The sequence below is a fragment of the Dickeya zeae NCPPB 2538 genome, assembly GCF_000406165.1.
Lineage (GTDB): Bacteria > Pseudomonadota > Gammaproteobacteria > Enterobacterales > Enterobacteriaceae > Dickeya > Dickeya zeae.
Window position 1 is genome coordinate 2,129,385 of the sequence record NZ_CM001977.1, and the last position, 22,326, is coordinate 2,151,710.

Here is a 22,326-nt window from a genome sequence, read left to right on the forward strand (position 1 = left end):
ATGAGTGTGTTTGGGCGTTATGTGAGAAATCTCAAGGTTTCTCACAAGCTTTATGGCGGATTTGGCATTGTATTGTTGCTGGTTATTCTGGCATCAACGTTTAGCTCAGTGCGTTTTTTCACGATTCGTGATTTATATATTAAGAGTTCAATCATGAATGAAATGGGCAATTTCATCGATCTGACTCGAATCGCCCGCATTAAATTCACCTATACCCTCAATGATGACAACCTGACTAACCTGAATAAATACCTGCAGCAGGCTCGCCAATTAAATGATAAAGCGAAGGCGCTGAAATGGGATGAGACGTATCAGGGCGATTTCAAAAATGTGGAACAGGACTTCGCTGATTACACCCAAAATATCGACCGCATCAAAAGCAGTGTCGAGGGTATGAATGAAGTGACCAAAGGCATCTCGGCACTTGACCAACAAGCCGCCCCCGGTGATGCGCTGTATACCCTGTCAAATGACATCAATCTATTACGCCAATATCATCAAACGTCTGTCCTCTATGGGCAATTGGTGGATAAGGTCCATTTGTTGCAAAAAGAGAACAGTGACGCAGCGTTTAAGGCGGTGCAAGGTGCTTATGATCAGGCGAAAAAATCTTTCGATAGCCTGAATGGCGGACTCCCGGCTGAGGTAAAAAATAGCATCAGCGAGCTTGGCGATCGTATTGAGCGCTACAACCAGAGTGGGGTGAAATATAACGACAAAGTGAATCAACTGAAGGCGTCTGATTCCGCACTCCGGGCGACCGGGGATAAATTGATTAGCGATATCGATGGTGTTCTCAAAAAAATCGGTGCTCGCAACAACGATATTATTAATAACTCTGTCTTCCAGACGGTTATTTGCGGCATCACCGCCGTTATTCTGGGGCTGTTGATCGCCTTGTCGGTTACGCGCCAGATTACCCGGCCGGTGATCGCCAATCTGAACCTGGCGGAGAAGATAGCCAGTGGCGATTTGTCCGCCAGTGTGACCGTGGAACGGCATGATGAACTGGGACAATTGACGCTGGCAATGATGTCGATGACGGAAAAACTGCGTCAGTTGATAGCCGATATCCGACATAGTGTGTATAGCGTGGCCAAAGCCTCTTCAGAGATTGCGGCGGGCAACCATGACCTGTCCTCACGCACTGAACAGCAGTCGTCCGCGATTGTCGAGACCGCAGCCAGTATGGAACAGTTGACCGCCACCGTGAAAAACAATGCGGATAATGCGCGTCATGCCAGCCAGATTTCCGAACAGGCCACGGATAACGCGAATCGTGGTGGTGATATTATTCACCGGGTCGTCCAGACGATGGGCGAGATTTCCGGTAGCTCGAAAAAGATTTCCGATATCACCAGCGTCATTAACAGTATTGCGTTCCAGACCAATATTCTGGCGCTCAACGCTGCCGTGGAAGCCGCACGTGCCGGTGAGCAAGGGCGTGGGTTCGCCGTCGTAGCCGGTGAAGTCCGCAATCTGGCGCAGCGTAGTTCACAGGCGGCCAAAGAGATCGAAGGGCTGATTTCAGAATCAGTGAGCCGGGTTAATACCGGGACGGTACTGGTATCCGATGCCGGGAGCGCGATGGATGATATTGTGGCGTCCGTTAAACGGGTACACGACATTATGGGGGAAATTGCCTCTGCGTCGGATGAACAGAGTCGTGGTATTGCGCAGATTGGTGGCGCGGTATCCGAAATGGATTCGACTATTCAGCAGAACGCCGCGATGGTGCATGAATCCTCTGCGGCAGCAAATTCTCTGGAAGATGAAGCCGCCAGGCTCTCGCAACTGGTGTCGGTCTTCCGTCTGTCAGCGCAGGATGAGCCTCAGACATCAGGCAACACAGCGATGTTGACCAGCCGTCTGCGTCGGCCAGAGATCGCAAATCGACAAGCGGCATTACCGGGTAGCAATACCACACCGGGTAATAGCGCTATAGCCGATACTTCGGCGGATAACTGGACAACGTTTTAAGCCGACTACCATCGGCATGGCAGACAAAAACAGCAGGCCATTCGGCCTGCTGTTTTTTATGGCATCGTTATCTGGTCGATATAGCGGAATCAGCGCAGATTCTGCGGAAAGTTGTCCGGCAAGTCGCTGGCCGGGCAATCAATAACGCTATTGTTGTTTTCACCACAGTCACGCACAAACGTGATGGTGGCGAATTCGTCAATCACTTCTGTCGGGTAGGCTGGGCCTGCCGCACGGTAAGATTCCATCAACGGAATGTGCTCATTCTGGAAGCAGACGGTTTTTTCCGGGTTATTGATGACCCAACGTGGGAAGAAAATGGTGCCGTGAAAAATGCGATCGCCCAGATTGACTATCAGGCTCACGTCGGTGCCGGTCGGCTCTGTCCAGGAAATTTTGTAAACATCGCTGGCGACACGGACAATGAACGACTCCTGATCTTTTACCCAACGATTGGCCACGATACCGCTATGAATGCGGTAGTCTAATGTGTGACCATTTTTCACGTATATCTCGTAATTCCAGCCGTTATCGTAGGTATAAACCAGGTGTTTTCCTACAAAACCGCTGAGATCGTGTTTGTCGAAAGTACTCATACTGTTTTCCTTATTGTTGGCTGAAACAGAGTATAAGGCCTGAATAAATTGATGAATAACGCTGTTTTTAGTGTTAATTAATTCAATAATTAGATTGATTGGCTGACTTATGCCGGTAGACCAACAGATGGAATGACGCAGATGCTGACGAAAACGACACTGGAGCAATGGGCGCTGTTGCGGGCAGTGGTGGAGCTGGGTGGGTTTGCTCAGGCCGCGCAAGCGCTTAACCGTAGCCAGTCTTCGGTGAGCTACCAATTATCATTGATGCAGGAACGGCTGGGGGTCTCGTTGTTGGTGCCATCCGGGCGTCGGACGGTGTTAACTGCGCAGGGGCAGCAACTGCTGACGCAGGCTATTCCGCTGCTTAATGCCTTTCACACGCTGGAGTTGCGGGCAGACATGCTTCGGCGTGGCGGACGGGCCAGAATTGATCTGGTGGTAGATAGCATTTTCCCCAAACCGACTTTGTTTGCGGCGCTGCGTACTTTCCAGTCGCGTCATCCGCACACTCAAGTTCATTTGATGGAGGTGCTACGCAGCGAGAGTCGGGCGCAACTTGCCGACTATCAGGCCGATATCTGGCTGATTTCCCAGCCGTGGGAGGGGATTAACCGAGGACGATTATTGATGGACATGGCATTCGTTGCTGTCGCGCGGGCAGACCATCCATTGCATCAGCAGACGCAGCCGTTGTCATTTGCGGATCTTAGCGCCTATCCATTGATTGAAATTATTGACAGACAACAGCAGAAAGAGAGCCTGCATAAACCCGCCAGCACGGAAAACTGGACATTTACCACGGTGGAAGCAGCCATCGAAGCGGTGATGCACGGTGTGGGTTATGGCTGGATGCCGCAAGCGCGTGTGGCCGATGGTCTGGCGTCCGGCATACTGAAATTGCTGCCTTTGCCACAAGGCGGGCGGCGTTTTACGCCGCTCTATCTGGTAGTGGAAGAAGACAAACAGCCTTACGACACGGAGGTTGCGACGCTGGTGGCTCTGTTGACGGAGGCCACCGATGCTATTGCGTAAAGTGACGTTGTCACTAATATTGTGGCAATGTTGTGATAACGCGCCTTGTACAACCGCTTACTCAGGCAAAATAGCGAGCTTTGAGCGGCATGAGTGCAGCGCCAATCACCGCCGGGTCATGCTGGATCTGGCTTAACAATAGCCGGGGATAACGGGCTGCGTGTCCATAGCGTGGCGGCTGTTGGGTGGGGGGCACGTTCAGTAACATCTCTCCCAATGCTGTTGGTAACTCGCCGCCAAAGACAATCGCCGCCGGGTCGACCACCGCCCGCAGCGCATCAATGGCACGGTTCAGGCTGGGCCTGACTTCTTCAACCCAGTCTGACACACCTGGCCACTGTGGGTTGAACTGTTTACGCAGGGCACTGACCCGCTGAATATCGATCCCTTGTGTATTAAGCCGCTTAAGCAATTCGCCCAGCGCGGGGCGGGAGGAAAACTCCTGTTTGGTATAAATACGGCTGATTTCTCCGGCGTTGCCGAAAGAACCGGCAAAGGATTGGCCATTGAGGATGAGCCCCGCGCCAAAGCCATAGTTGAATGACAGGTAACCGAAGGTCGGGTACTGTAGCCCCGCGCCCAGCACAGATTCGCCAATCGCACCGGTGGTGGCGTTATTCTCAGTCCAGACTTCCAGATCAAACAGGGTTTCCAGCTCACTTTTGAGATCCACCAGTGACCAGTCGCGAAGCGGTTCCGGTGCGTTAAACAACCGTTTTTCTTCCACCAGATAGCCTGCCATAGCGAACCCTATGCCCACCACGGCTGACGTGGGGATCGCGCACCGCTGCAGTGCCTTACGCACCTGCTCTTTCAACATAAACAATGCGCGCGTACGGTCATCCAGCGGAATATCGAGGGTTTCTTCATAGACCACCTGGCAACCGAAGTTGCACAGACAAAACGTCAGCGCGTCGGTATTGACCGAAATACCGATGCTATACCGCGCCGACGGCGCCAGTTCCAGCGCCGGGCTGGGTTTCCCGCGGCCATGTACGATGCTTTCACCTAACTGTAATAGCCCACGCTCCAGCAGGTTATCGATGATGCGGTGTACCGAGGGTTGGGTCAGGTTGGTCTGCGGTGACACCGCAGAACGCATGATGTGCCGGTTACGACGAACGATATCCAGAACCAGACGTTCATTCACGGTAACACTTGCATTGTCGTGAAGTATTGGCCACATCAGGCACGGGCCTCCGCGTGTGTCTTCATGGTGTTTATGATCCTTTTATCACGCCCCGTCGTGCAGTTAGCTCATGGCTGATGCCGGAAGGCATGCCGTAAATACCGGTACTGTTAATTATTAAACATAAAGAATAATAATTATCTCTGATATCAGATACAACTCTATGGCTGATACGATTTTTTGAGATATTACAGTTAATTTAAATATATTTTCTTATATATCATTTGGTTGTGTTGTCTATTTTCTGTGACGCATTTGAAACGTATTTGTCATTATTATTATGCATACTGCATTATAAATTCAATTGGCAGCGTTTTCACCTGATTAAACAGGTGCCTGACGAACGACGGGGAGCGTGTGATGAGTCGACTGGAAGTGGAGCGCGCCAGTGTGGCTTACGGTGATACGCCTGTACTCAAGGGGGTATCATTCGAGGCTAACGAAGGTGAATTTGTTACCCTGCTGGGGCCGTCTGGATGCGGCAAAACCACGCTCTTGCGGGCTATTGCTGGCTTTGTGCCACTGGATGGCGGGGCCATTCGTATTGGTGGCCGGGAGATGAATGGTCTTGAGCCAGAGAAACGCAACACCGCGATGTGCTTTCAATCTTACGCCTTGTTTCCCCACCTGACCGTATCAGAAAACATTGCCTTTGGATTACAGCAACGCCGGGTGTCGGGAGAGGCGCTAAGCCACCGGGTCGTGGAAACGGCGTTGACGGTGGCGATGGCCGGACATCTGGATAAATTGCCTGCTCAGCTCTCAGGTGGACAGCAACAGCGCGTGGCGCTGGCGCGCTCCATGGCCGTGCGACCGGACGTGATGCTGTTTGATGAACCCTTATCCAACCTGGATGCCCGACTGCGCGAGCAACTGCGGTTGCAGATTCGCACGTTACAACGCAAACAGGGCTTTACCGCTGTGTATGTCACGCATGATCAGGCTGAAGCGTTAGCCATGTCTGACAAGGTGATGGTGATGCACGGCGGCAGTATCATCCAGGCCGGTACTCCCCAGGATATTTACCAGCGGCCGGTTAACCGCTTTGTCGCAGATTTTATTGGTACCGCCAATATTATGGTTGGTACTGTCATGTCGCGGGATGAACTCTGCGGACATTATCGGGTGGCGACGCCGCTGGGTGAGTTGGTCGTGGCATCCGACGAACCGCCGATTCGGGATCGACTTTACCTGTGCTGGCGTCCTGAAAATGCCAGCCTGCTGTCCATATCGGCGACAGGGCAGAATATTTTTTCTCTGCGGGTGAAACGCCATACTTTCCTCGGCAACCTGACCGACATCGAGGGAAGCCCGCCAGACTCCGACATGACCAGCTATCGTATCCAACTGTTGGGATACCAGCCGTTACTGGAAGGGGAAACTTACACCTTTTCGCTACCACCTGACGCGTTACGTTTTTTGCGCGAGGAGGTGACATGAAATCGTCATTCATGGCTTACCTGTTACTGTTGCCTGGCGTGGGGGTTATTGTGCTGGCGATGGGGGCGGTACTGGGGATGGCGTTCTCCCAGTCGCTGGGTTTTTTCAATTTCGCCGGTGACAGTGCGTTTTCGCTGCGTTTCTGGCAAGTCATGCTGGCAGACGAGCAACTCTGGCGCTCTTTTTTCTATTCAGCCCGCATCGCCTTGTTTAGTGCCGTGTTGTCCGTTGCGCTGGCTTACCCATTGGCAATCTGGCTGCGTAAACCTTTCCCGGGTGCCATCACCTTACGTGCGGTACTTAAAGCGCCGTTGCTGGTGCCGGGGCTGACGGCAGCGTTTCTGTTCGTCAACTTTATCTCCTATCAGGGGTTTCTCAACGTCGCGATGTTACGGCTGGGGATAACGGAGCGGCCTATGCGTATGCAGAATGATGCCAACGGTATTGGCGTGATCCTGCTTCAAATCTGGAAACAGATGCCGTTTGCGTTGTTGCTGATAAGTGGTTCTGTGCAGGCCATCGGCGAAACAGTGCTGGAGGCCGCCCGTAATCTGGGGGCCGGTGTCTGGGTTCGCTTTTGGCGGATTGTGCTGCCGTTAACGTTACGGGCATTGCAGACGGCCATGATGCTGATCTTCATCGGTGCTGCCGGTGACTTTTCCTTTCAGTCGGTCGCCGGGCCGGTCAACCTGAACTCCATGTCACAACTGATGTTGCGGGTACAACAGTCGGGAAGCGATGGCTGGAACCAGGCGGCGGTCGTGGCAGTGATGCTGATGCTGTTGTCGCTGCTGGGGGCTGGATTGTTGGCGATGGCGACAGGTGTCGTCGTGCGCGGCATAAGGAGATAACCGATGCAACAAACAGCCGTTAACCGACTCAATCGTCTGCTGGTCACGTTGCTTTTGCTCTTGGGGCTTGTCTGGCTGGTTCTGCCATTTGCCATGGCGATACTGTGGTCCTTGGTGGATCCTGCCCATCCCTGGTCTTACCCGGATGTCTTTCCGCCAGTCTTGTCGCTGTTACGCTGGGGTGAGTTGTGGAATACCACGTCCTTACCTGATGCGCTGCTGCACAGTTACCTGCTGGCCCCTTGCGTTACCGTAACGTGTCTGCTGCTGGCGATGCCGACGGCTTATGCGTTTGGGCGGTTGTCATTCCCGGCAAAAGGGGTGGCGCAGGCAGTGACGCTGTTGCCGATTGTGTTGCCGGGGTTCGTTATCGCGGTGTTCTTATCTTCATTACTGATGCGGTTAGGTGTTTATTCGCGGTTCATGGGGATTTTTCTTGGGCACACCGTGTTATTTCTGCCATACGCCATTCGCATTCTGAGTGTCTCCTTCAGTCAGGTGCGACAGGATTTGGTCGATGCGGCACGCAATCTGGGTGCCAGCAGGGGGGAGATCTTCCGGGTGGCTTACTGGCCGTCGCTGCAATCTGGGGTGATTGCGTCGATGATTATGGTGTTCATCCTCTCTATCGAAGAGTTTTCCGTTTCCTACATCGTGGGGGCACCGGATTTCATCACCGTACCTACCATTTTGTATTCATACCTTGGTTATAACTTCATCCGGCCTAATGCCGCGGTGGTGTCACTGATTCTGGTGGTGCCCAACGTGGTGCTGATGCTGCTGATGGAGCGCTGTCTTAAAAATGTGCCGACGTCAGCGTTCGTCAATAAAGGATAGCGATGATGCGGTCTCACTACTTATCAGGGAAATCATCAGGGGAATCTTGCATGTTTACTCGATTTACGCCGTCGACCTTACGCAAGCTGGTGGCATTGCCGGTGTTGTTGTTGCCACTGTGTGGGGCTCAGGCCGCAGATTTAAAAACGATGTCCTGGCAGGACGTGGAGGCACAAGCGCGTCAGGAAGGGCAACTTACCTGGTTTAACTGGTATTACCAGGACCGATTGCGCGACGAAGTGAAAGCGTTTGAGAAACAGTACGGTATTCGGGTCACCATTCCAGACGGTGAGGCGGCGGGCAGTATCAATAAGCTGTTGGCGGAACAGAACCGCGACCAGGGTGACATCGATGTGATATCGGTGGGTGGCAGTCAGTTTGGGTTGTTCAATGGGCCGAAACTGTTCTGGGGGCCGTTGACCTCACGGTTGCCCGGTGGCGACAAGCTAACCTATCAGATAGAAGGGGTTGATACGAAAGGCTATGCCGTGGCGTTCTGGGGGAATCAGACAGTCATCGCTTACAACTCGGCCCGTATCAAGGAGGCCGACCTGCCGCATTCGTTGCCCCAACTTGAACAGTTTCTGGCGAAAAACCCCGGCGAGTTCGCTTTTAACGTAGAGAATGGCGGTTCCGGACCGGCATTTATCGAGTCTGTCACCCGCACGCTGGTGCCAGATGTGAACTATCGCGACGGGCGCGTTACAACGGAGATAGTGCAGCAGCTCGCCCCGTCCTGGCGCTGGTTCAACCATTACAAAAGTAGTTTGGTGATCAGTGCTTCCAATGCCGATAGCATCACCCGGCTCAATGCCGGTGAGTTTAAACTTGCCGCCTCCTGGGAAGATTTGGTGCTGTCGCTGCAACATAAAGGGGAATTGTCGCCAGATATCAAATTTTACCTGCCCGATTTTGGTATGCCGGGCGGCGGTAATGTCGTCGGTATTCCCGCTAATGCTAAGCACAAAGCGGCAGCGTTGCTGTTTATCCACTGGCTGACACTGCCTGATACCCAACTGCGCTTTCATTCTCAGTTTGGTACGGCACCGCTGATGCCAGCAGGAACCGACGTACCGGTGGTGGGTTCGCTGGACCGGTCGCACAGCTTCGCCTGGGCGGCTAAACCGCTGGGTGATGAAATTAAAAAACAGTTTATCCAAAACGTGATGCTGAAATGAGATGACGATGCCTGGCTGTAATACCGGGGCCCAACTGACTGATGGTTTCCGGTATCAGCCTGGGCGTAACGACACGATAAGACGTCATCCAGATATCAACACATTTTTTTACTCAACACCGATGCATTGAAACACCAGGGAAACCATTATGTCTGATGTTGTAACCGAGCACTCACGCCGCCGCCGTGTGGTAGCGTCTTCACTCATTGCCCACCGTGGCGCATCTTCACTGGCACCGGAAAACACGCTGATTGCAATGCGTAAAGCCGCGCAACAGGGGGCGACCTGGCTGGAGGTGGATGTCAAACTGACCCGGGATGGTCAACCGGTGATCATTCACGATGACCGGGTCGATCGCACCACCAACGGCCGTGGTTTGGTCGCCGGGTTAACACTGGCGGAGATTCGCCAGCTTGACGCACGCGCACACTTTGGCGACGCATTCGCTGGCGTGACAATTCCTACTTTGCAGGAATTGATTGAATGTGTACTGGAATTAGACATGGGGCTGCAACTCGAACTCAAGCCCACCGCCGGTGATGATGTGGAAACGGCGGAGGTCGCACTGGCGGTACTGAAGTCAATGTGGCCTGCTAATCGTGACCGCCTGTTTCTGTCGAGTTTTTCCGTTCGCTCAATGCAGGCGGCGGCCCGATTGATGCCGGATGTCCCGCGTGCCTTCGCCGTGGTGGTACCGCCTAAAAACCCCGTTGCGCTGTTGCAGGAAACGAACTGCCAGATTTTGCACTGTTTGTCGGAGCTGCTGGATGATGAAGCGCTGCATATTCTGGCCGACAGTGGTATTGAATACGCGGTGGCGATTGTTAATGATGTCGCACAAGCCCGGCGATTTCTGGATAAGGGTGCGCAGACCGTACTGTCTGATATTCCCAATTTGCTGGGGTGATATAACCGGAGGACGTCATGTCTGATTTGCAGTTACGCTTTGAGACCGCCAACGCGGTTATGGAAGAGGCCGCGTTACTGGCGAAGCAGTTGTTTGCCCGGCGTGACAGCGTGGTAGTGGAGCAGAAATCCGCCAACGACTTTGTATCGGATGCAGACCGTCAGGTAGAGCAGTTGATTCGTGATCGTCTGAAAGATGTCTTTCCTGATGACGCCATTTTAGGCGAGGAAATGGGCGGAGAGGTTGGCGATAGTTTTTGGTCTATCGACCCAATTGATGGCACCACCAACTTTTTACGTGGGCTGCCGCTGTGGGGGATTTCCATCGGGTATGTCGAAAACGGATTAGCGGTGGTCGGCACCATTGCGTTGCCGATGCTGGGCCTGACGCTGTCAGCCGCAATTGGATGCGGGGTCTGGCGCAATGGCATGCCTTATCGCCGTCAGGTTCCCTTTAGCGAAGTTCGCTTGCTGGCGTTGGGCGAAAGTAATAAATGGGCGGCGGCGGAAGTGGCGATGCTCGATGGCTATCTGCGCGATGAAGGTTGGGCTGTGGCGCGCTATCGTTGTGCCACTGTTGGGCTGAGTTTTGCCGCGCTGGGCTTTACCGACGGCTACGTGGAAAAAAACACCAGCATTTGGGATATCGCCGCCGGGGTGGTCATTGGTTCGGAGGCGGGGTTGGTAGTGAAATATCGGGGAAGCTACGAGGCCGGGGGCATGCATGTGGCAACGGCTATCCCCGAGGTACAACAGATAATCGAACCGTTTTTCATCCTATAACTCAGTTGCTGACGCGATCTGATTTGATATAGATAAAAAAGCACCGCCAATGCGGCGGTGCCCATTCAACCCCATCAAAAACGGCGTTATTTGTTGATGAACGACCGTGGTTTTGGTGGCGTGGCCGCCAACGCTGCCTGAATTCGCATCGGGTTGAAATAATTACGCATCAGCCGAATGCGATGATCGCTGGTAAATTCATACCGGATTGCCCAGTCGTAGCTGTAAGGGACGCGGGTAGATTTGGTGATCCCTTGCTGGCTACCGTAAGCCATCGCCTGATTGTCGCTAAAGAAGACTTTTTCCACCACCTCACTGCTGAATTCCACGGTCTGGCTCATCAGTGACCAAAAACGGGAGAAGCCTTCATGACCGTAGAATACGCCGGTATAGGGGACATCTACCGGGCCGGTCATGTCCCACACCAGTTGTTCGCTCAGGCACGCCAGTGCCATCGGCAAATCACCGGCGGCATAAGCCTGAGACAGTTTTTCCAACGTGGTCTGGTTATTGGCGAAGGTGACTGCCTGGCTTTTGGCCTGAAAACGCGGCGGCGGCGGCGGGGTATATTCGAATGTCGGTGCCGCGTGGTACGCGTTATCTCCGGGGAACGGATGCGCAACAATGGCGCGGAAATCTTCGCGCAATGACCCCATCGCCATGACCGCTGGAGTGAGTTTCAGCGGGCGACCGGACAGCGCCAGTTGCAGGTTTTCCAGAATTTCGCTGTAACGGCGATTGAAACGCACAATGGCTTTACGCAGCTCACTTTCTGGGTAATCGGCGATTTTGGCAGCACTGTGGGTTTTGACCGCTTTATCCCATTCGATATTCAATGGATCACCGGTTGGACCGCTGGCGATGGTATCGCCGTGCGTATACATGCGCTCACAGTAGATTTCGTTGAAGCGGTAGTAATGCGGCACATTATTTTCGTCACCCTGCCAGATGTTGTGCGGCGAACCTTCGCCTTGATCGCAAATTTGACGCAGGGTATAGACCGCGCTGTCGAGATCGACCACGGGCGTGATATTGCCGTATGAGCCGTGGCAGAACTGTTCCGGTTCGATCTGCCGGGTAGGGTCGCCGCAGAACACGGCTTTTTCGCCGAAAGACTCCACCGCTGCGCGCAAGCGTGATTCGATGTAGATGTAGTACTCACCGATAGACATGTCACTGCAAACATGACTGGCGACCACTTCCGGGCGAACGTACTTGGGGTGTTCGATTTGCATCGCCTGATGAATGGCGTGCTGAGAAAATGGGTGGAGCTGAATTTCCAGATCTTCAATGCCGAACGGTAGTGTAGCCGGATAGTCAGGCATGAAACTGGGGCTACTAATATCGGGCGTGCCACCTACCGCGTTGAGTAGGTTGCCGACCATGACGAAGTGCAACATTTCCTCTATTACGACCGAATGGATCACGTCAGTGACCCGTGGGTCGATATCGTCATTCACCGTGTAAAGCATGGTCAGATAAGGGGGGATTACCGCATGTTCAAGCACCATCGCCTTTTGCAGGAGATCGCGGATGTCGTCCAGTTCATGGGCCAAATCTTTATGACTGGTGAGTTTGACGTAGCCCTTTTCCCTGAAAGTCGCATCCAAATCGTGCTGTTGGTTTTGTTCGTTTAAGTTCATGGTGTTATTCCGTCTAGTCAGTTGCGGCAGTGACGAAGTGTGTAATTAGTCTTATCTATTTATTCCTAGCATGAAACCTGAATATCATCATCTTTTGTAGCGCTTTTTTCACGTTTAACGTGTGCTGGCACACATTCTGTCCAGTTCGGAAAGAATTGTGTGCGCTGCCCATAACGTCAGTGCTGCCAGTGTCAGAGTCGGTGGTGCCGTTCCCATGCTAACCATATTTCCGGCGCCTACCAGATAGAGATTCTTATGAGTCCAACTACGCTGTTGGCGATCCACCACCGAGTGGTGCGGAGAGTTTCCCATGCAGTGGGTCCCTGCGATGTGCCCGGCACCGGTAAACGCCAGCGGTTGGCCCTGACAGGTAAAATAACCGGGTTCACCGGGTGAATAACGGCTGTAGTCATGCACACCTATCTGTCGGAAAACCTGCCGCATAACCGTGCTGGCGCGCGCAACACCGGCGCGGGTATACAGTGACAGATCGTAATGAATCACCGGGCGGTAATTACCCAGCGCATCGCGGTAATCCGGATGGATCGTCACCCGGTTATTGTACTCTGGTAACTGTTCCACCATGCAACGCGCGCTGCATTGGCGGGACAGCCGCTCACGAATCTGACTGCGTAAGCGGGGGCCACACAGGGGTTCTTGCAGTAACGTCTCAACATCGTCATACAGTTTGTTAACCGGCCAGCGCCAGCCGTCATTGCTCAGCTCGATACGGAACGCTGCCCGGTGTACACGGGCGCTGCCGCCTCGCATCGCTTCAATGCCTGAGGTGGTCAGTGGGCCACGCATCGGCCAGAGCGGTGCATCCGCCCGACCCCAGACCGGCAGGATGGGATGATCCATCAGGTGGCGGCCGACCAGATCATTGCCTTTACAGGCACCGGACGCCAGCAGCAGAACCGCGTTAGCAATCGCGTTGCCAGCCAGGACATAGCGTCGGGCGCTGACGGTATGCAGGTGATGTAGTGCCGTTTCATGATGGACGTAATGACGAAACTGGATACCGGTGATGGCGTCGGTAGCGGGGTCTATCAGTAGCTTATGCGCCACACTGCAAGTGAGCACATCCAGCCGTGTAGCATCGGCGTCTTCCAGTGTTTTCAGCGCATTATAACGGGCCTGTGTCGGACAGAGCGGCGTGCAATAGCTATTACCGGTGCAATACAGGCCAAGGTGCGGGTTACCGGCCGCCCCACGCGGGTGATAGCCGCGCCCATGGTCATAAGCAGGATGCGGTACACCGTTACGGGCTGATGGGGTACCACGCAGCGACAGAGGGATAGGCTGTCCGTCCTCCATGATACTCATGCCGGTCAAACGCCGGGCCAGTTGCCGATCGCCCCAGGCGGTAGGTATCCCGTGCATGGGATAAACATAGTCCGGTGGAAAATGAATATCACCATACGCTTGTTCTTCGACATTGGCCGACACCCCCAACTCATACTCGGCAGCCCGATACCAGGGCTCCAGGTCGTTATAACGCAGCGGCCAGTCCAACCCGACGCCGTAACGGCTTTGTAACTCGAAGTCTTCTGGCAGCATGCGCATGGCATTGCCAAGCCAGTGTAGCGAGGTGCCACCGAGCTGGCGGCAATAGGTAGAGCTGAATGGCAGCGGGCCACGTTGCACCAGATAACCACGGTCGTCGTACCCATCCGGCAGTAGCGGATGCAGCGCCGTATCATGCGGTACCGGCGCGTTGACATTGTGTACGCCAGATACCTGATGGCTTTTATCTGGCCGCTGACGATAGTGCGTCAGCATTTCCCGGTAGCCGGTGTAGTGCAGATTATCTCCCGAGCCCGCTTCCAGTATCAGACAACGCTTGCCTGCGCGAGTCAGGGTCTTGGCCATCAGCGCCCCGGCAATGCCGCCGCCGACAATCACCACATCGTAATCAGTCTCTTCTGCCTGATGGGGTGTGACAAGGTTCATCCACGTGTTCTCCATTCAGCCATCGGCGGTTCGGCCCAGGAGCCGAACTCCTGTTGACGGATTGACTGCGGATGGGCATGGATAGCCTGCCAGATCAAGGCTTCGCGCCAGGCTGCCTCACTGAGAAAACGGGCGTCTGCCTGGGGTGTCGGGTTGACCGGGATCCACTGACCGGTATACCACAGCCGTAGCAGGCTGCGTGTGACGGGGCCGAGTGAGGATGATGTCAGCACGGTGTTTTGCAGCCAGGTGAGCCTTATGGTGTCATCGTCGGGTTGTGCTGAAAAATCGCGCTGCAATTGTTTGAAGGGTAAAGGGGCAGCCTGTTGCAGCCAGTCGAAATAGTCATGGGCCAGCCCGGTACCGGTCAGTTCAAATCGACTGAACCCGGTAAGCAGGGCGGAAAGCGTTAGAAAATCATCAAATGCGGTATCGGATTCGCTACTGTTACTCATGATGCGTTACCTGTGCCATGTCGTAAACAGCTAAAAGAAACCCGCGCGACTGATCCGGGTGTCAGGCGTCGTGGAATAGGCGATGCTCTCTTTATCTTCGTTAATATCGATCTTAATTAATCGTTTTACGGTGATAGGCCGAAAAACGGCATCAGCAACCGGATATGTGAATGCGGATGGTCAGTACGACTGGCACATACCCAATCGATAACGGCAACTGATATCCCTGGAAGCGGTGCTTTTCTGTCTTCGCCGGAGAGCAGAAGAAACAGAACAGCATCAAGATGGCGGAAAAAGAACGGGGTGGTCTGTGTTCCTTTTTTTAAATCAACAGCGTGTTTTAAACCGGGCGATTAACGAAAAAGCATGACAATAACAGACATTCGGTACAACAGTACGCACCCCGCCAGAAACTATGACGTGAGTGCTGCGTTTTTGCAAGACCAGCCTGATTTATAACGTGATTTTGTCGAAAGGAGTGACCCGAAAAGCGACATAATTATTTGATTATGTAAACTTTTGTGCGGGGACGGGCGGAAGGCGGAGCCTGATGCTCCGCCTGAGCCGTTAGCTTTCCGTGGGTTTGATCTGACTGAGGATCGTTCCCAGACGTTCACGTTGTTTTGGCTTGATATCACGACCAGCCGCGTAACCCGCGTTCTGGATAATCATCTCATTGAGACCAATCAACCAGTCATAGATGTAATACGCGGTATTGTTGACCGGAGTGACGGATAGCTTCGTCAGCCGACGTGAGGCACCAAAATTAGCGACCTGCTTTTCCGGTTTCGCGAAGATCTTGTTGCCTTTGTTGACGCGACTGTCCGGGCGTAGGGATTCCGATATTTGCTGGAAGCCCAGCCAGGCGACGAAATCACCGAGCACATTCAGTGCGCGGGATACCTGACGGTCTGCTTTGCTTTCCCGGTTAATCCCTAGCTGACCGGAATCCACCAGCATGATTTGTAATTCGTCTTCGAGTTTCAGACGAATACTGGCGGTAATCAGCTCTTCCACCAGCATTTCGATCGTGGGGCGGTTAATACCCAACAGCTCAATGATGGCGACATTTTCCGGCAAATTGCGCAGGTGATTGATCCAGTAACGGTACAGGTTGCGGGCGAACTCCGCCTCATAGCTGTGATTCTCGGCCTGGTCTTCTTCCGTTTGCACAACGGGTACGACGGGCGTTGGTTTTTCTTCGCTTTCAGCCTGCGCGCTCTCATCACTGAAGAGGTCGATATCCAGCCCAACGCCAAAAGGCTCGTAACTGGCCATCGGCACCGCGGTATCCGGTGTTTCCTGATAGGCGGCAAAATTACGCGATTGCTGCACTTGTTGCTGCAAATAGAGATGACGCAGCTCATCGCGAGAGGGTAACAGCCGCTCCAGCAATTCGCCGTGTACGCCGGTTCGTGTCTGCAGCGCCTTGAGCATCGATTCAGCGATGTGTTGCTTGCGTGCTGGATCGTCAGCACCCGCAGGTTGGTACCAACTGCCGAGCAGGTTATCAGACAGCTCGCGCTGTAATTCGCTCAACTGTTCGTTGATACGCCCCAGTTTGACCTCGCGGCGGACTTCGGTATCCAGCCAGGCAGTCATACGGTTGATGCCGCGCTTGTCCATCGCCAGCATGGTGCCCCAGGCATCGCCGGGGTTACCCACATAGCGCTGCACCGCTTCATCGTTGTTATGGCCATGAGTGAAACGCCTGTCATGGCGGGTGACCGCCCAAATCAGGCCAGGCTTACGGCGACTGCGGATTTGCGGGTTTTCCCCCTGGGTATGGCGAACCCAAAAGTCCAGCGCACGGCCAACGTGGCGCACATCCGCTTTACAGGCTGCGGCGGTACACACCATCAGCAGATTCATTTCCTGATCGTCGGTATAGCGTTCCAGCAAATAAGCGCGCTTGGCGCGCAGCAACGTTCGGGATAACGGGTGCGGTTTGAGCCGCAACAGGCGGTCCGGGTTATCGTCATCCACCTCCGCTTCGGGTTCATCCTGCAGGCTAAAGCCTGGGAAATCGAGTAGATCGACCTGACCGAACAGGGTTTCTTTCGGCGGTGACAGCAGTGGAACCAGCACTTCGGCTGTCAGCATAATCAGTTCTGCCAGTGACAGTTCTACGCCGCGAGCAGCACGACCATTCACAATAGGGCGTACCTGTACGCTCAGGTCGGAAGGGCTATTCAGGCGGTCGAACTGACTGGCATTAAAAATACCGCTGTCCGGTTGCAACGCTTCGTCCACCAGCAGGCTAATCGGTGCCAGTACTTTACGGGCGCCGGAGAGCTGCTCCAGCGTGTGGGCAAAATGGCGATACAGCGAGGTGTAGTCTGCGCGTTCGCCCCACAGCACCGAGAACAGGCTGGCGCGATCGTCGATACTGAGGTGTGGCGCCAGTTCGACCGCCAGCGGCCAGAACTTGCGTTCCAGTGGTTTTTGTCGCCGGGCATCATGACGCGTCAGGTAATCCCATAATGCCACCACATCATCGCTGCTCAGCCCGGTCACCGGCTCCTGTTGGCGGTGCAGCGACAGGGTTTTCAGGTGTTCGGCAATATGCTGCTCATCCAGTTCCGCCGTGTCATTCTGAGCATCTTCCAGAATGAAGGAATAAGCCATAATACGGGCGACATCGGCTTCGTTAAGCAACTGGAGTTGCACCGGGTTTGGCGTATTTTTGCCTTCAACCTGACGGGTAAAACGGGTGACAAACGCCGGTTGCTGGTTGTCCGGGTTGATATTTTTCTGGTAATCCAGCGTGACGCCGCCGACGGACGTTTCGATTCGACCGTTTTCTCCGCCAGCCAGTGATGTCAGCAGGTAGGTTTTCCCCCCCTGAGCCAAACCGAACATCCCCATGGCGATCTCTTTGAGCGATGACTCGGACAGCCCACGGGCTTTGTTGCGACAACGGCGCAATTTAATGATCAGCCGGTCGGCTTCCATATCCAGACGAGGGACGTTGCGCCGGGTCTCTTCTACCCAGGCAATCGCCTGATCCACGCCTTGCGAAACGGACTGTAACTGACGGCTGAGGCGGCTCGACAACTGTTTGGGCGTTAATGGTTTCATTTCTTGAAGACGCTCCCGCTATCGATCCAGTAATGTGCCATGCCGGAAACCGTGCTGGATAAGGTATTCAGTTTTAACCTCAATTGATGCGGTGAAATAGTATTTCCCGACCCCAACACCGCACTGGCTATTTCAACGCGTTCTGGTGTGGGGTTATCGTCACCCGGTACGACTTTCAGGCGCACATGCAGGACGCTGTCACCCGCGACTTTACGCGCCAGCTCCGGGTCGACTATCGACAGTGAATAGAGTGGCGAAGCGGGCCAACGCTCGTTATCCAACTGGCGGAAGCCAAGGCACAGCGAACCGCGGACTTCAAAACCGGGTTGGTCATCCAGCGTGAAATCCGCATCATCCAGATCGATATCGTTATAGTAGACGTTATCGGTGGTGAGTGTGTTGGTGTTGTCGAGCATGCCAAGATAACGCACGGTGGAATAGGGCTCGAAATCCCCGGCTTTGAAGTAGAAGCCGGGCAGGCGCAGATCCAGCGCCAGTAGGCATAACATGGCCCCCACCGCCGCGGTGGATTTCGGGTTTTCAATGCGACCGCGCTTGTTAAACGGGTACCAGTCGCTGGTGTGATAGCCATCGAGCGACATCATGCGGTTAATCGGCAGCGGTTGCAGATGGCGGAACAACGCCTGAATGCCCGGGAAACGGGACGGCCGACCGGTCAGCAGCAGCACATCGCAGGCGTACAGAGACACCACTTCCGACATCAAGCGCAAATGCTGGGTGATACTCATGCGGTTAGCCAGAAACTCGCTGTGTAGCTTGCTAAGACGCAGAATCAGTGGCACTTGCAGAATGTCGAACGGGGTTTCCTCATCCGGCAATTCGCGTTGGATCTCGGTGTTGACGTACTCCAGCACCTTACGTGTCGGTGTTTGCGACAGCATTTCACCGAACGTGGTGTCGATTTCCGCATTCAGGTCGAGCGGGTCGAATCGCTCATAGGCTTCCAGAATCGCCTGCCCGATAGGAATGAACATTTGCAGTGTGACCTGCTGACGCAGTGTCAACTGACCATCCATACGGCCTTCACTGCCAAACAGGCGGGTCATCAGGCTATCCGGACTGGTAACACCGGCTTTTTTCAACGCTGCCTGCAAGGCTGGCAGGACATACAACTGGATCACGTCCAGCAAAATGTCATCGCCAGCGACTTTGAACCCTTCACGGAACAGTAGGCGAGGGATGATTTTGACGTTGCTGCCGACACCGTCATCCAGCCAGTACTGGGTGATCGCCAAATCGGTGGTACCGCCACCAATATCGATAGACGCGATGCGCAAGGTTTTACCCGGCTGCTCGTCATCCGCCAGCTCTTTATCCGGCCGCGCCATACTGGCGAAAAAGGCCTCCGCCCGGCCACCGAAATTCACTTGTGCTTCGTTATAGAGGTACACCATCTGCCCGCAGGTGGCTTCATCCCACTCCATTTGCACGTCAGGCACCGGTACCGTGCTGCGGCGCTTGTCGTCCGCCGTCAGGAACTCATCATCGGCCGGGTGCCAGCCCATCGCTTTCCACACCAGTCCGATCGCTTCGATCATGCGACGGCGGAAAATTTCACGCTCTGGCTTGGGCATGGCTGAAGGCAGGGTCAGAATAATATTGCGCAACTGACGCGGCGCATTGGCATGAATCATCTTCAGACGCTGGGCCGCGCTATTCATTTGCATCAGCGCTTGTGCCAGCAACTCGGAGAGCATGAATGTCATGACCGAACTGCGGCTGTAGTGAGGGTCGAACACCGGCAGGCGTTCATCCAGCGGTAAGCTGAACAGGGGCTGACCTTCATCGTTGACCAGCATGGTCAACGGCATGGCGGTCGCCAGCGGTTCCTGCTGGCGCGGGCTGGTTGTCTGGCTAAAGCGCCAGCCCGGCACATACGGCTCTTCATCCCACAGATAGCGACGTGGGCTGGAAATACCACTGGAACCTTCGGTTCCCTGACGCTGTAGCGCCAGGCGGCTGGCTTCGCGGCCAACACGGGTAATGGATGGCCAGACAAACGCGTCGTCGCGCCCGCTTTCAAAGGAGAAGTTTTGCTTACCGAAACGCGCCTGGGCGAATTCCACCCGGCTGTCGAACAACTCATTGTACAAATAATGAGGCTGGCTCAAATCGCGAATCTGCAATTCGTAGGTCTGCCGCAAGCCGTTGCTCTCATCGGCATGATCTTCCACCAGGATCCCGGCGGTATGGGAGTTGCCGACATCCAGTATCAGGTCCACGTTAATGGCAGGTTCTTTCAAGGTACCGCTGGTGATCCGGATTTCCGGTACATCCAGCAGTGTCGCCATAATATCCAGCAGATTCAGGTAATGCGCCTGATATTCGAATTCACGCAGGTTCTGGCGGATATCTCGAGGTTTGCGGTTTTCCACCGTGAGTGCTTGCTGCGAAAAGGTTTCGCGCAACCAGCCATCTACCCAGGTCTGATCGAGAAAATCATCCAGTTCTTCGCTGTGGTAAGCCAGCGTGAACAGTCGCCCGGCGTTGATATCGTTCTCGCTGGGGGCCAGCGTTTCCAGGTCATGGCTTTCCGGGTAAACACGGGTATCGAACGCCAGACAAATCCGGTGAGTGTTGCCGTCATCGTCCGGTTCGTCGAGCTCCAGCACTTGTACTCGTGCCCAGTTATTCGGGCCGCCCATAAAGGTACGTGGTGGGTTAAAGCGGAAGAAGGGTAACGGTAACCACGCATTGCTCAGTAAGTGGAGAGACTGCTCCAGCGTATAACTGGATTCCGGGTTAACTGCTTCCGGCAGCACCTGCATCGCGCTCGGCAGGGTGTATTTTCCGCTGTGTTCGTTATAGGTCAGTCGCAGCAACGGCCCATTGGCGCTTTTGCGCACGAAACGATTGGCGAATCCGGCGCGGGCTGGCGTGAGCTTCAACGCAAAGTCAAGAAACTGAATACCGCTATTTTGAATCAGCGTAATGTGTTGTTTGTAATCTGTCAGGGTTGCCAGCATGGTTATTTACTCTCACGCTTAATCGTCATCGGTAGCACAGTGTCGGCATCATAGCGGCCTTTACATTCAGCAGCCTCGCTCGACTCCTGTCGGGTACAGACGATTTCCGGCATCGGATAGCGGGAACCATCGCTGCAGCGCGCACGGTAGCGGCTGTTGATCACCAGATTGCCGGATTGATGCAACCCGGCCTCCACCTCTGCCTGACAGGTGATGTTGTCGCCATAGGTAAAGTGCACCCGGCCTTTGCCGTTTTTGAGCTGATAGCGCAATACCGGCGGCTTACCGGTCAGCGGGTTTTTCACCGACAGTGTGGCTTGCCAGTTGCCATCCAGGAAGCGGATGGAGCCGATTTTCACTGCGTCGGCCGGCATCACCAGCGCGCCTTTCGGCGCGGCGGCCATTTCTACTGCCGCTGGCGGTGCTTTCTCTTCCGCTTTTTTCTGTGGTTCAGCCGTGACGGGCTGTGGCAGCAGTGTGGCCACATTTAATGGCAGATTGGGTTGTGGGAGTGCATCCGGCGGCGTTGCACCCAGTGCACGTTTTTCCGGTTTGATAGCAGTCACGGCAGACGGCGCGTTGCTTTCAGGGTGGGAAACACAGCCGCGAATCTGAAACGCCAGCGTCGCCAGTAGCGCGACACCCGGCCCCAGAACCCAAGGACTGGTCCAGACACGGCGTGCCGACAGCGGAGCAGGAGGTGCTGCGACCGGCTCGGCAATCACGACGGGTTCTGGTTCGACGACGGGCGGCGGCGGTAACTCCGGTTCGGGCTCGGCAATGTGTACCGTGACTTCCGGCAGCGGTTCCGGTTCCGGAACTGGCTCAGGGAGTTCAACCGGACGCAGGCACTCCAGCACATCCTGGCGAGATTTTTTGCCCAGGCTGACGAATCCCCAGAAGGTAATAACCGGTTTATCGTCGACCAGATACACATGATTGGAGCCCGGAAACTGAAAGGCTTTCGACAACAATACGCCGAAAAGTTTTTGTGCCGGTTTGTCGGACTGGCGCGCTCGTTCGCTGATCGCGTCAACCGTGTTGAGATAGTTTTCCAGCAGCGTCAACGCCTGCTCGCGTTGTTCGTCGCTGGCTGCCATCCAGGAAGTAATTTTACCGGAGAAGGGGGAATACCAGTCGATGCGATCGCCATCCTCATTAGGCTGAGGAATAGCCAGACAATCAGCGATGGGCTGTTGTTTGCGAAGACGCAGTGTTTCCCGTAGTTGTAGCGCCGAAGTATAAACGGGCTGGCCGTTCTCTCCCAACGCAAGAAAATCGTCTAAATTTCCACTGCGTAAAAATAATTTTGCCACGCCAAAGAGACCCTTTGTGATAAACCGTCAAGGCAGAAAATCGTGTCCACTGTCTGCGATTATAATTCTGATGGGCACGAATCAAATAAGTAAAGA

Annotated in this window: 16 protein-coding genes; 8 read left to right on the forward strand and 8 right to left on the reverse strand. The window is 54.4% G+C overall.

Annotation, left to right across the window (positions count from 1 at the left end):
* A complete protein-coding gene (locus tag DZE2538_RS09270; RefSeq protein WP_038916176.1) occupies window positions 1-1,980 on the forward strand; it encodes a methyl-accepting chemotaxis protein in 1,980 nt (659 codons plus the stop codon).
* Between the two features lie 89 nt (window positions 1,981-2,069).
* Here the strand turns inward: DZE2538_RS09270 and DZE2538_RS09275 are convergent, their stop codons facing one another.
* Window positions 2,070-2,576, reverse strand: coding sequence for a phenolic acid decarboxylase (locus tag DZE2538_RS09275; protein ID WP_023639655.1), 507 nt, complete (start codon window positions 2,574-2,576; stop codon window positions 2,070-2,072).
* 141 nt (window positions 2,577-2,717) lie between these two features.
* On the opposite strand from DZE2538_RS09275, the gene DZE2538_RS09280 reads away from it, so the two are divergent.
* The gene (locus DZE2538_RS09280) at window positions 2,718-3,611 is read left to right on the forward strand and encodes a LysR family transcriptional regulator (RefSeq protein WP_038916177.1); all 894 of its coding nucleotides are present in this window, start codon (window positions 2,718-2,720) and stop codon (window positions 3,609-3,611) included.
* Between the two features lie 61 nt (window positions 3,612-3,672).
* Here DZE2538_RS09280 and DZE2538_RS09285 read toward each other — a convergent pair whose 3' ends face one another.
* Window positions 3,673-4,797 carry an ROK family transcriptional regulator gene (locus DZE2538_RS09285; protein WP_038916178.1) on the reverse strand — a complete coding sequence of 375 codons (1,125 nt, stop codon included), beginning with the start codon at window positions 4,795-4,797 and terminating at the stop codon, window positions 3,673-3,675.
* 363 nt (window positions 4,798-5,160) lie between these two features.
* Here DZE2538_RS09285 and DZE2538_RS09290 point away from each other — a divergent pair, with 363 nt between their 5' ends.
* From DZE2538_RS09290 to DZE2538_RS09315, 6 genes are all read left to right on the forward strand, one after another.
* Entirely contained in the window at window positions 5,161-6,240 is a 1,080-nt protein-coding gene (locus tag DZE2538_RS09290) for an ABC transporter ATP-binding protein (protein WP_038916179.1), read from the forward strand.
* Window positions 6,237-7,091 carry an ABC transporter permease gene (locus DZE2538_RS09295; RefSeq protein WP_038916180.1) on the forward strand — a complete coding sequence of 285 codons (855 nt, stop codon included), beginning with the start codon at window positions 6,237-6,239 and terminating at the stop codon, window positions 7,089-7,091. Before DZE2538_RS09290 ends, DZE2538_RS09295 begins: the two co-directional genes overlap by 4 nt.
* Window positions 7,092-7,094: 3 nt before the next feature.
* Complete coding sequence (locus tag DZE2538_RS09300) at window positions 7,095-7,928, forward strand: ABC transporter permease (protein ID WP_038916181.1); 834 nt, start codon at window positions 7,095-7,097, stop codon at window positions 7,926-7,928.
* Between the two features lie 50 nt (window positions 7,929-7,978).
* Window positions 7,979-9,106, forward strand: a complete 1,128-nt coding sequence (locus DZE2538_RS09305; RefSeq protein ID WP_080638975.1) for an extracellular solute-binding protein — start codon at window positions 7,979-7,981, stop codon at window positions 9,104-9,106.
* A 148-nt stretch (window positions 9,107-9,254) separates the two neighbouring features.
* Window positions 9,255-10,013 (forward strand): glycerophosphodiester phosphodiesterase family protein, encoded by a 759-nt coding sequence (locus DZE2538_RS09310; RefSeq protein ID WP_050568673.1) that lies wholly within the window; start codon window positions 9,255-9,257, stop codon window positions 10,011-10,013.
* Between the two features lie 17 nt (window positions 10,014-10,030).
* On the forward strand, window positions 10,031-10,795 hold the full coding sequence (locus tag DZE2538_RS09315; protein ID WP_023639663.1) for an inositol monophosphatase family protein: 765 nt from the start codon (window positions 10,031-10,033) through the stop codon (window positions 10,793-10,795).
* A gap of 86 nt (window positions 10,796-10,881) precedes the next feature.
* Here the strand turns inward: DZE2538_RS09315 and DZE2538_RS09320 are convergent, their stop codons facing one another.
* From DZE2538_RS09320 to DZE2538_RS09345, 6 genes are all read right to left on the reverse strand, one after another.
* On the reverse strand, window positions 10,882-12,438 hold the full coding sequence (locus tag DZE2538_RS09320) for a ferritin-like domain-containing protein (RefSeq protein WP_019846348.1): 1,557 nt from the start codon (window positions 12,436-12,438) through the stop codon (window positions 10,882-10,884).
* A gap of 114 nt (window positions 12,439-12,552) precedes the next feature.
* Window positions 12,553-14,391 carry a GMC family oxidoreductase gene (locus DZE2538_RS09325; RefSeq protein ID WP_038916182.1) on the reverse strand — a complete coding sequence of 613 codons (1,839 nt, stop codon included), beginning with the start codon at window positions 14,389-14,391 and terminating at the stop codon, window positions 12,553-12,555.
* Window positions 14,388-14,846, reverse strand: a complete 459-nt coding sequence (locus tag DZE2538_RS09330; protein WP_038916183.1) for a hypothetical protein — start codon at window positions 14,844-14,846, stop codon at window positions 14,388-14,390. The genes DZE2538_RS09325 and DZE2538_RS09330 overlap by 4 nt, the downstream gene beginning before the upstream one ends.
* 567 nt (window positions 14,847-15,413) lie before the next feature.
* Complete coding sequence (locus tag DZE2538_RS09335) at window positions 15,414-17,927, reverse strand: putative virulence factor (protein WP_038916184.1); 2,514 nt, start codon at window positions 17,925-17,927, stop codon at window positions 15,414-15,416.
* Window positions 17,924-20,914: a virulence factor SrfB gene (locus DZE2538_RS09340; protein ID WP_038916185.1), complete on the reverse strand. Its 2,991-nt coding sequence runs from the start codon at window positions 20,912-20,914 to the stop codon at window positions 17,924-17,926. The genes DZE2538_RS09335 and DZE2538_RS09340 overlap by 4 nt, the downstream gene beginning before the upstream one ends.
* A 2-nt stretch (window positions 20,915-20,916) precedes the next feature.
* Window positions 20,917-22,230 carry an SrfA family protein gene (locus tag DZE2538_RS09345; protein ID WP_038916186.1) on the reverse strand — a complete coding sequence of 438 codons (1,314 nt, stop codon included), beginning with the start codon at window positions 22,228-22,230 and terminating at the stop codon, window positions 20,917-20,919.
* Between the last annotated feature and the right edge of the window lie 96 nt (window positions 22,231-22,326).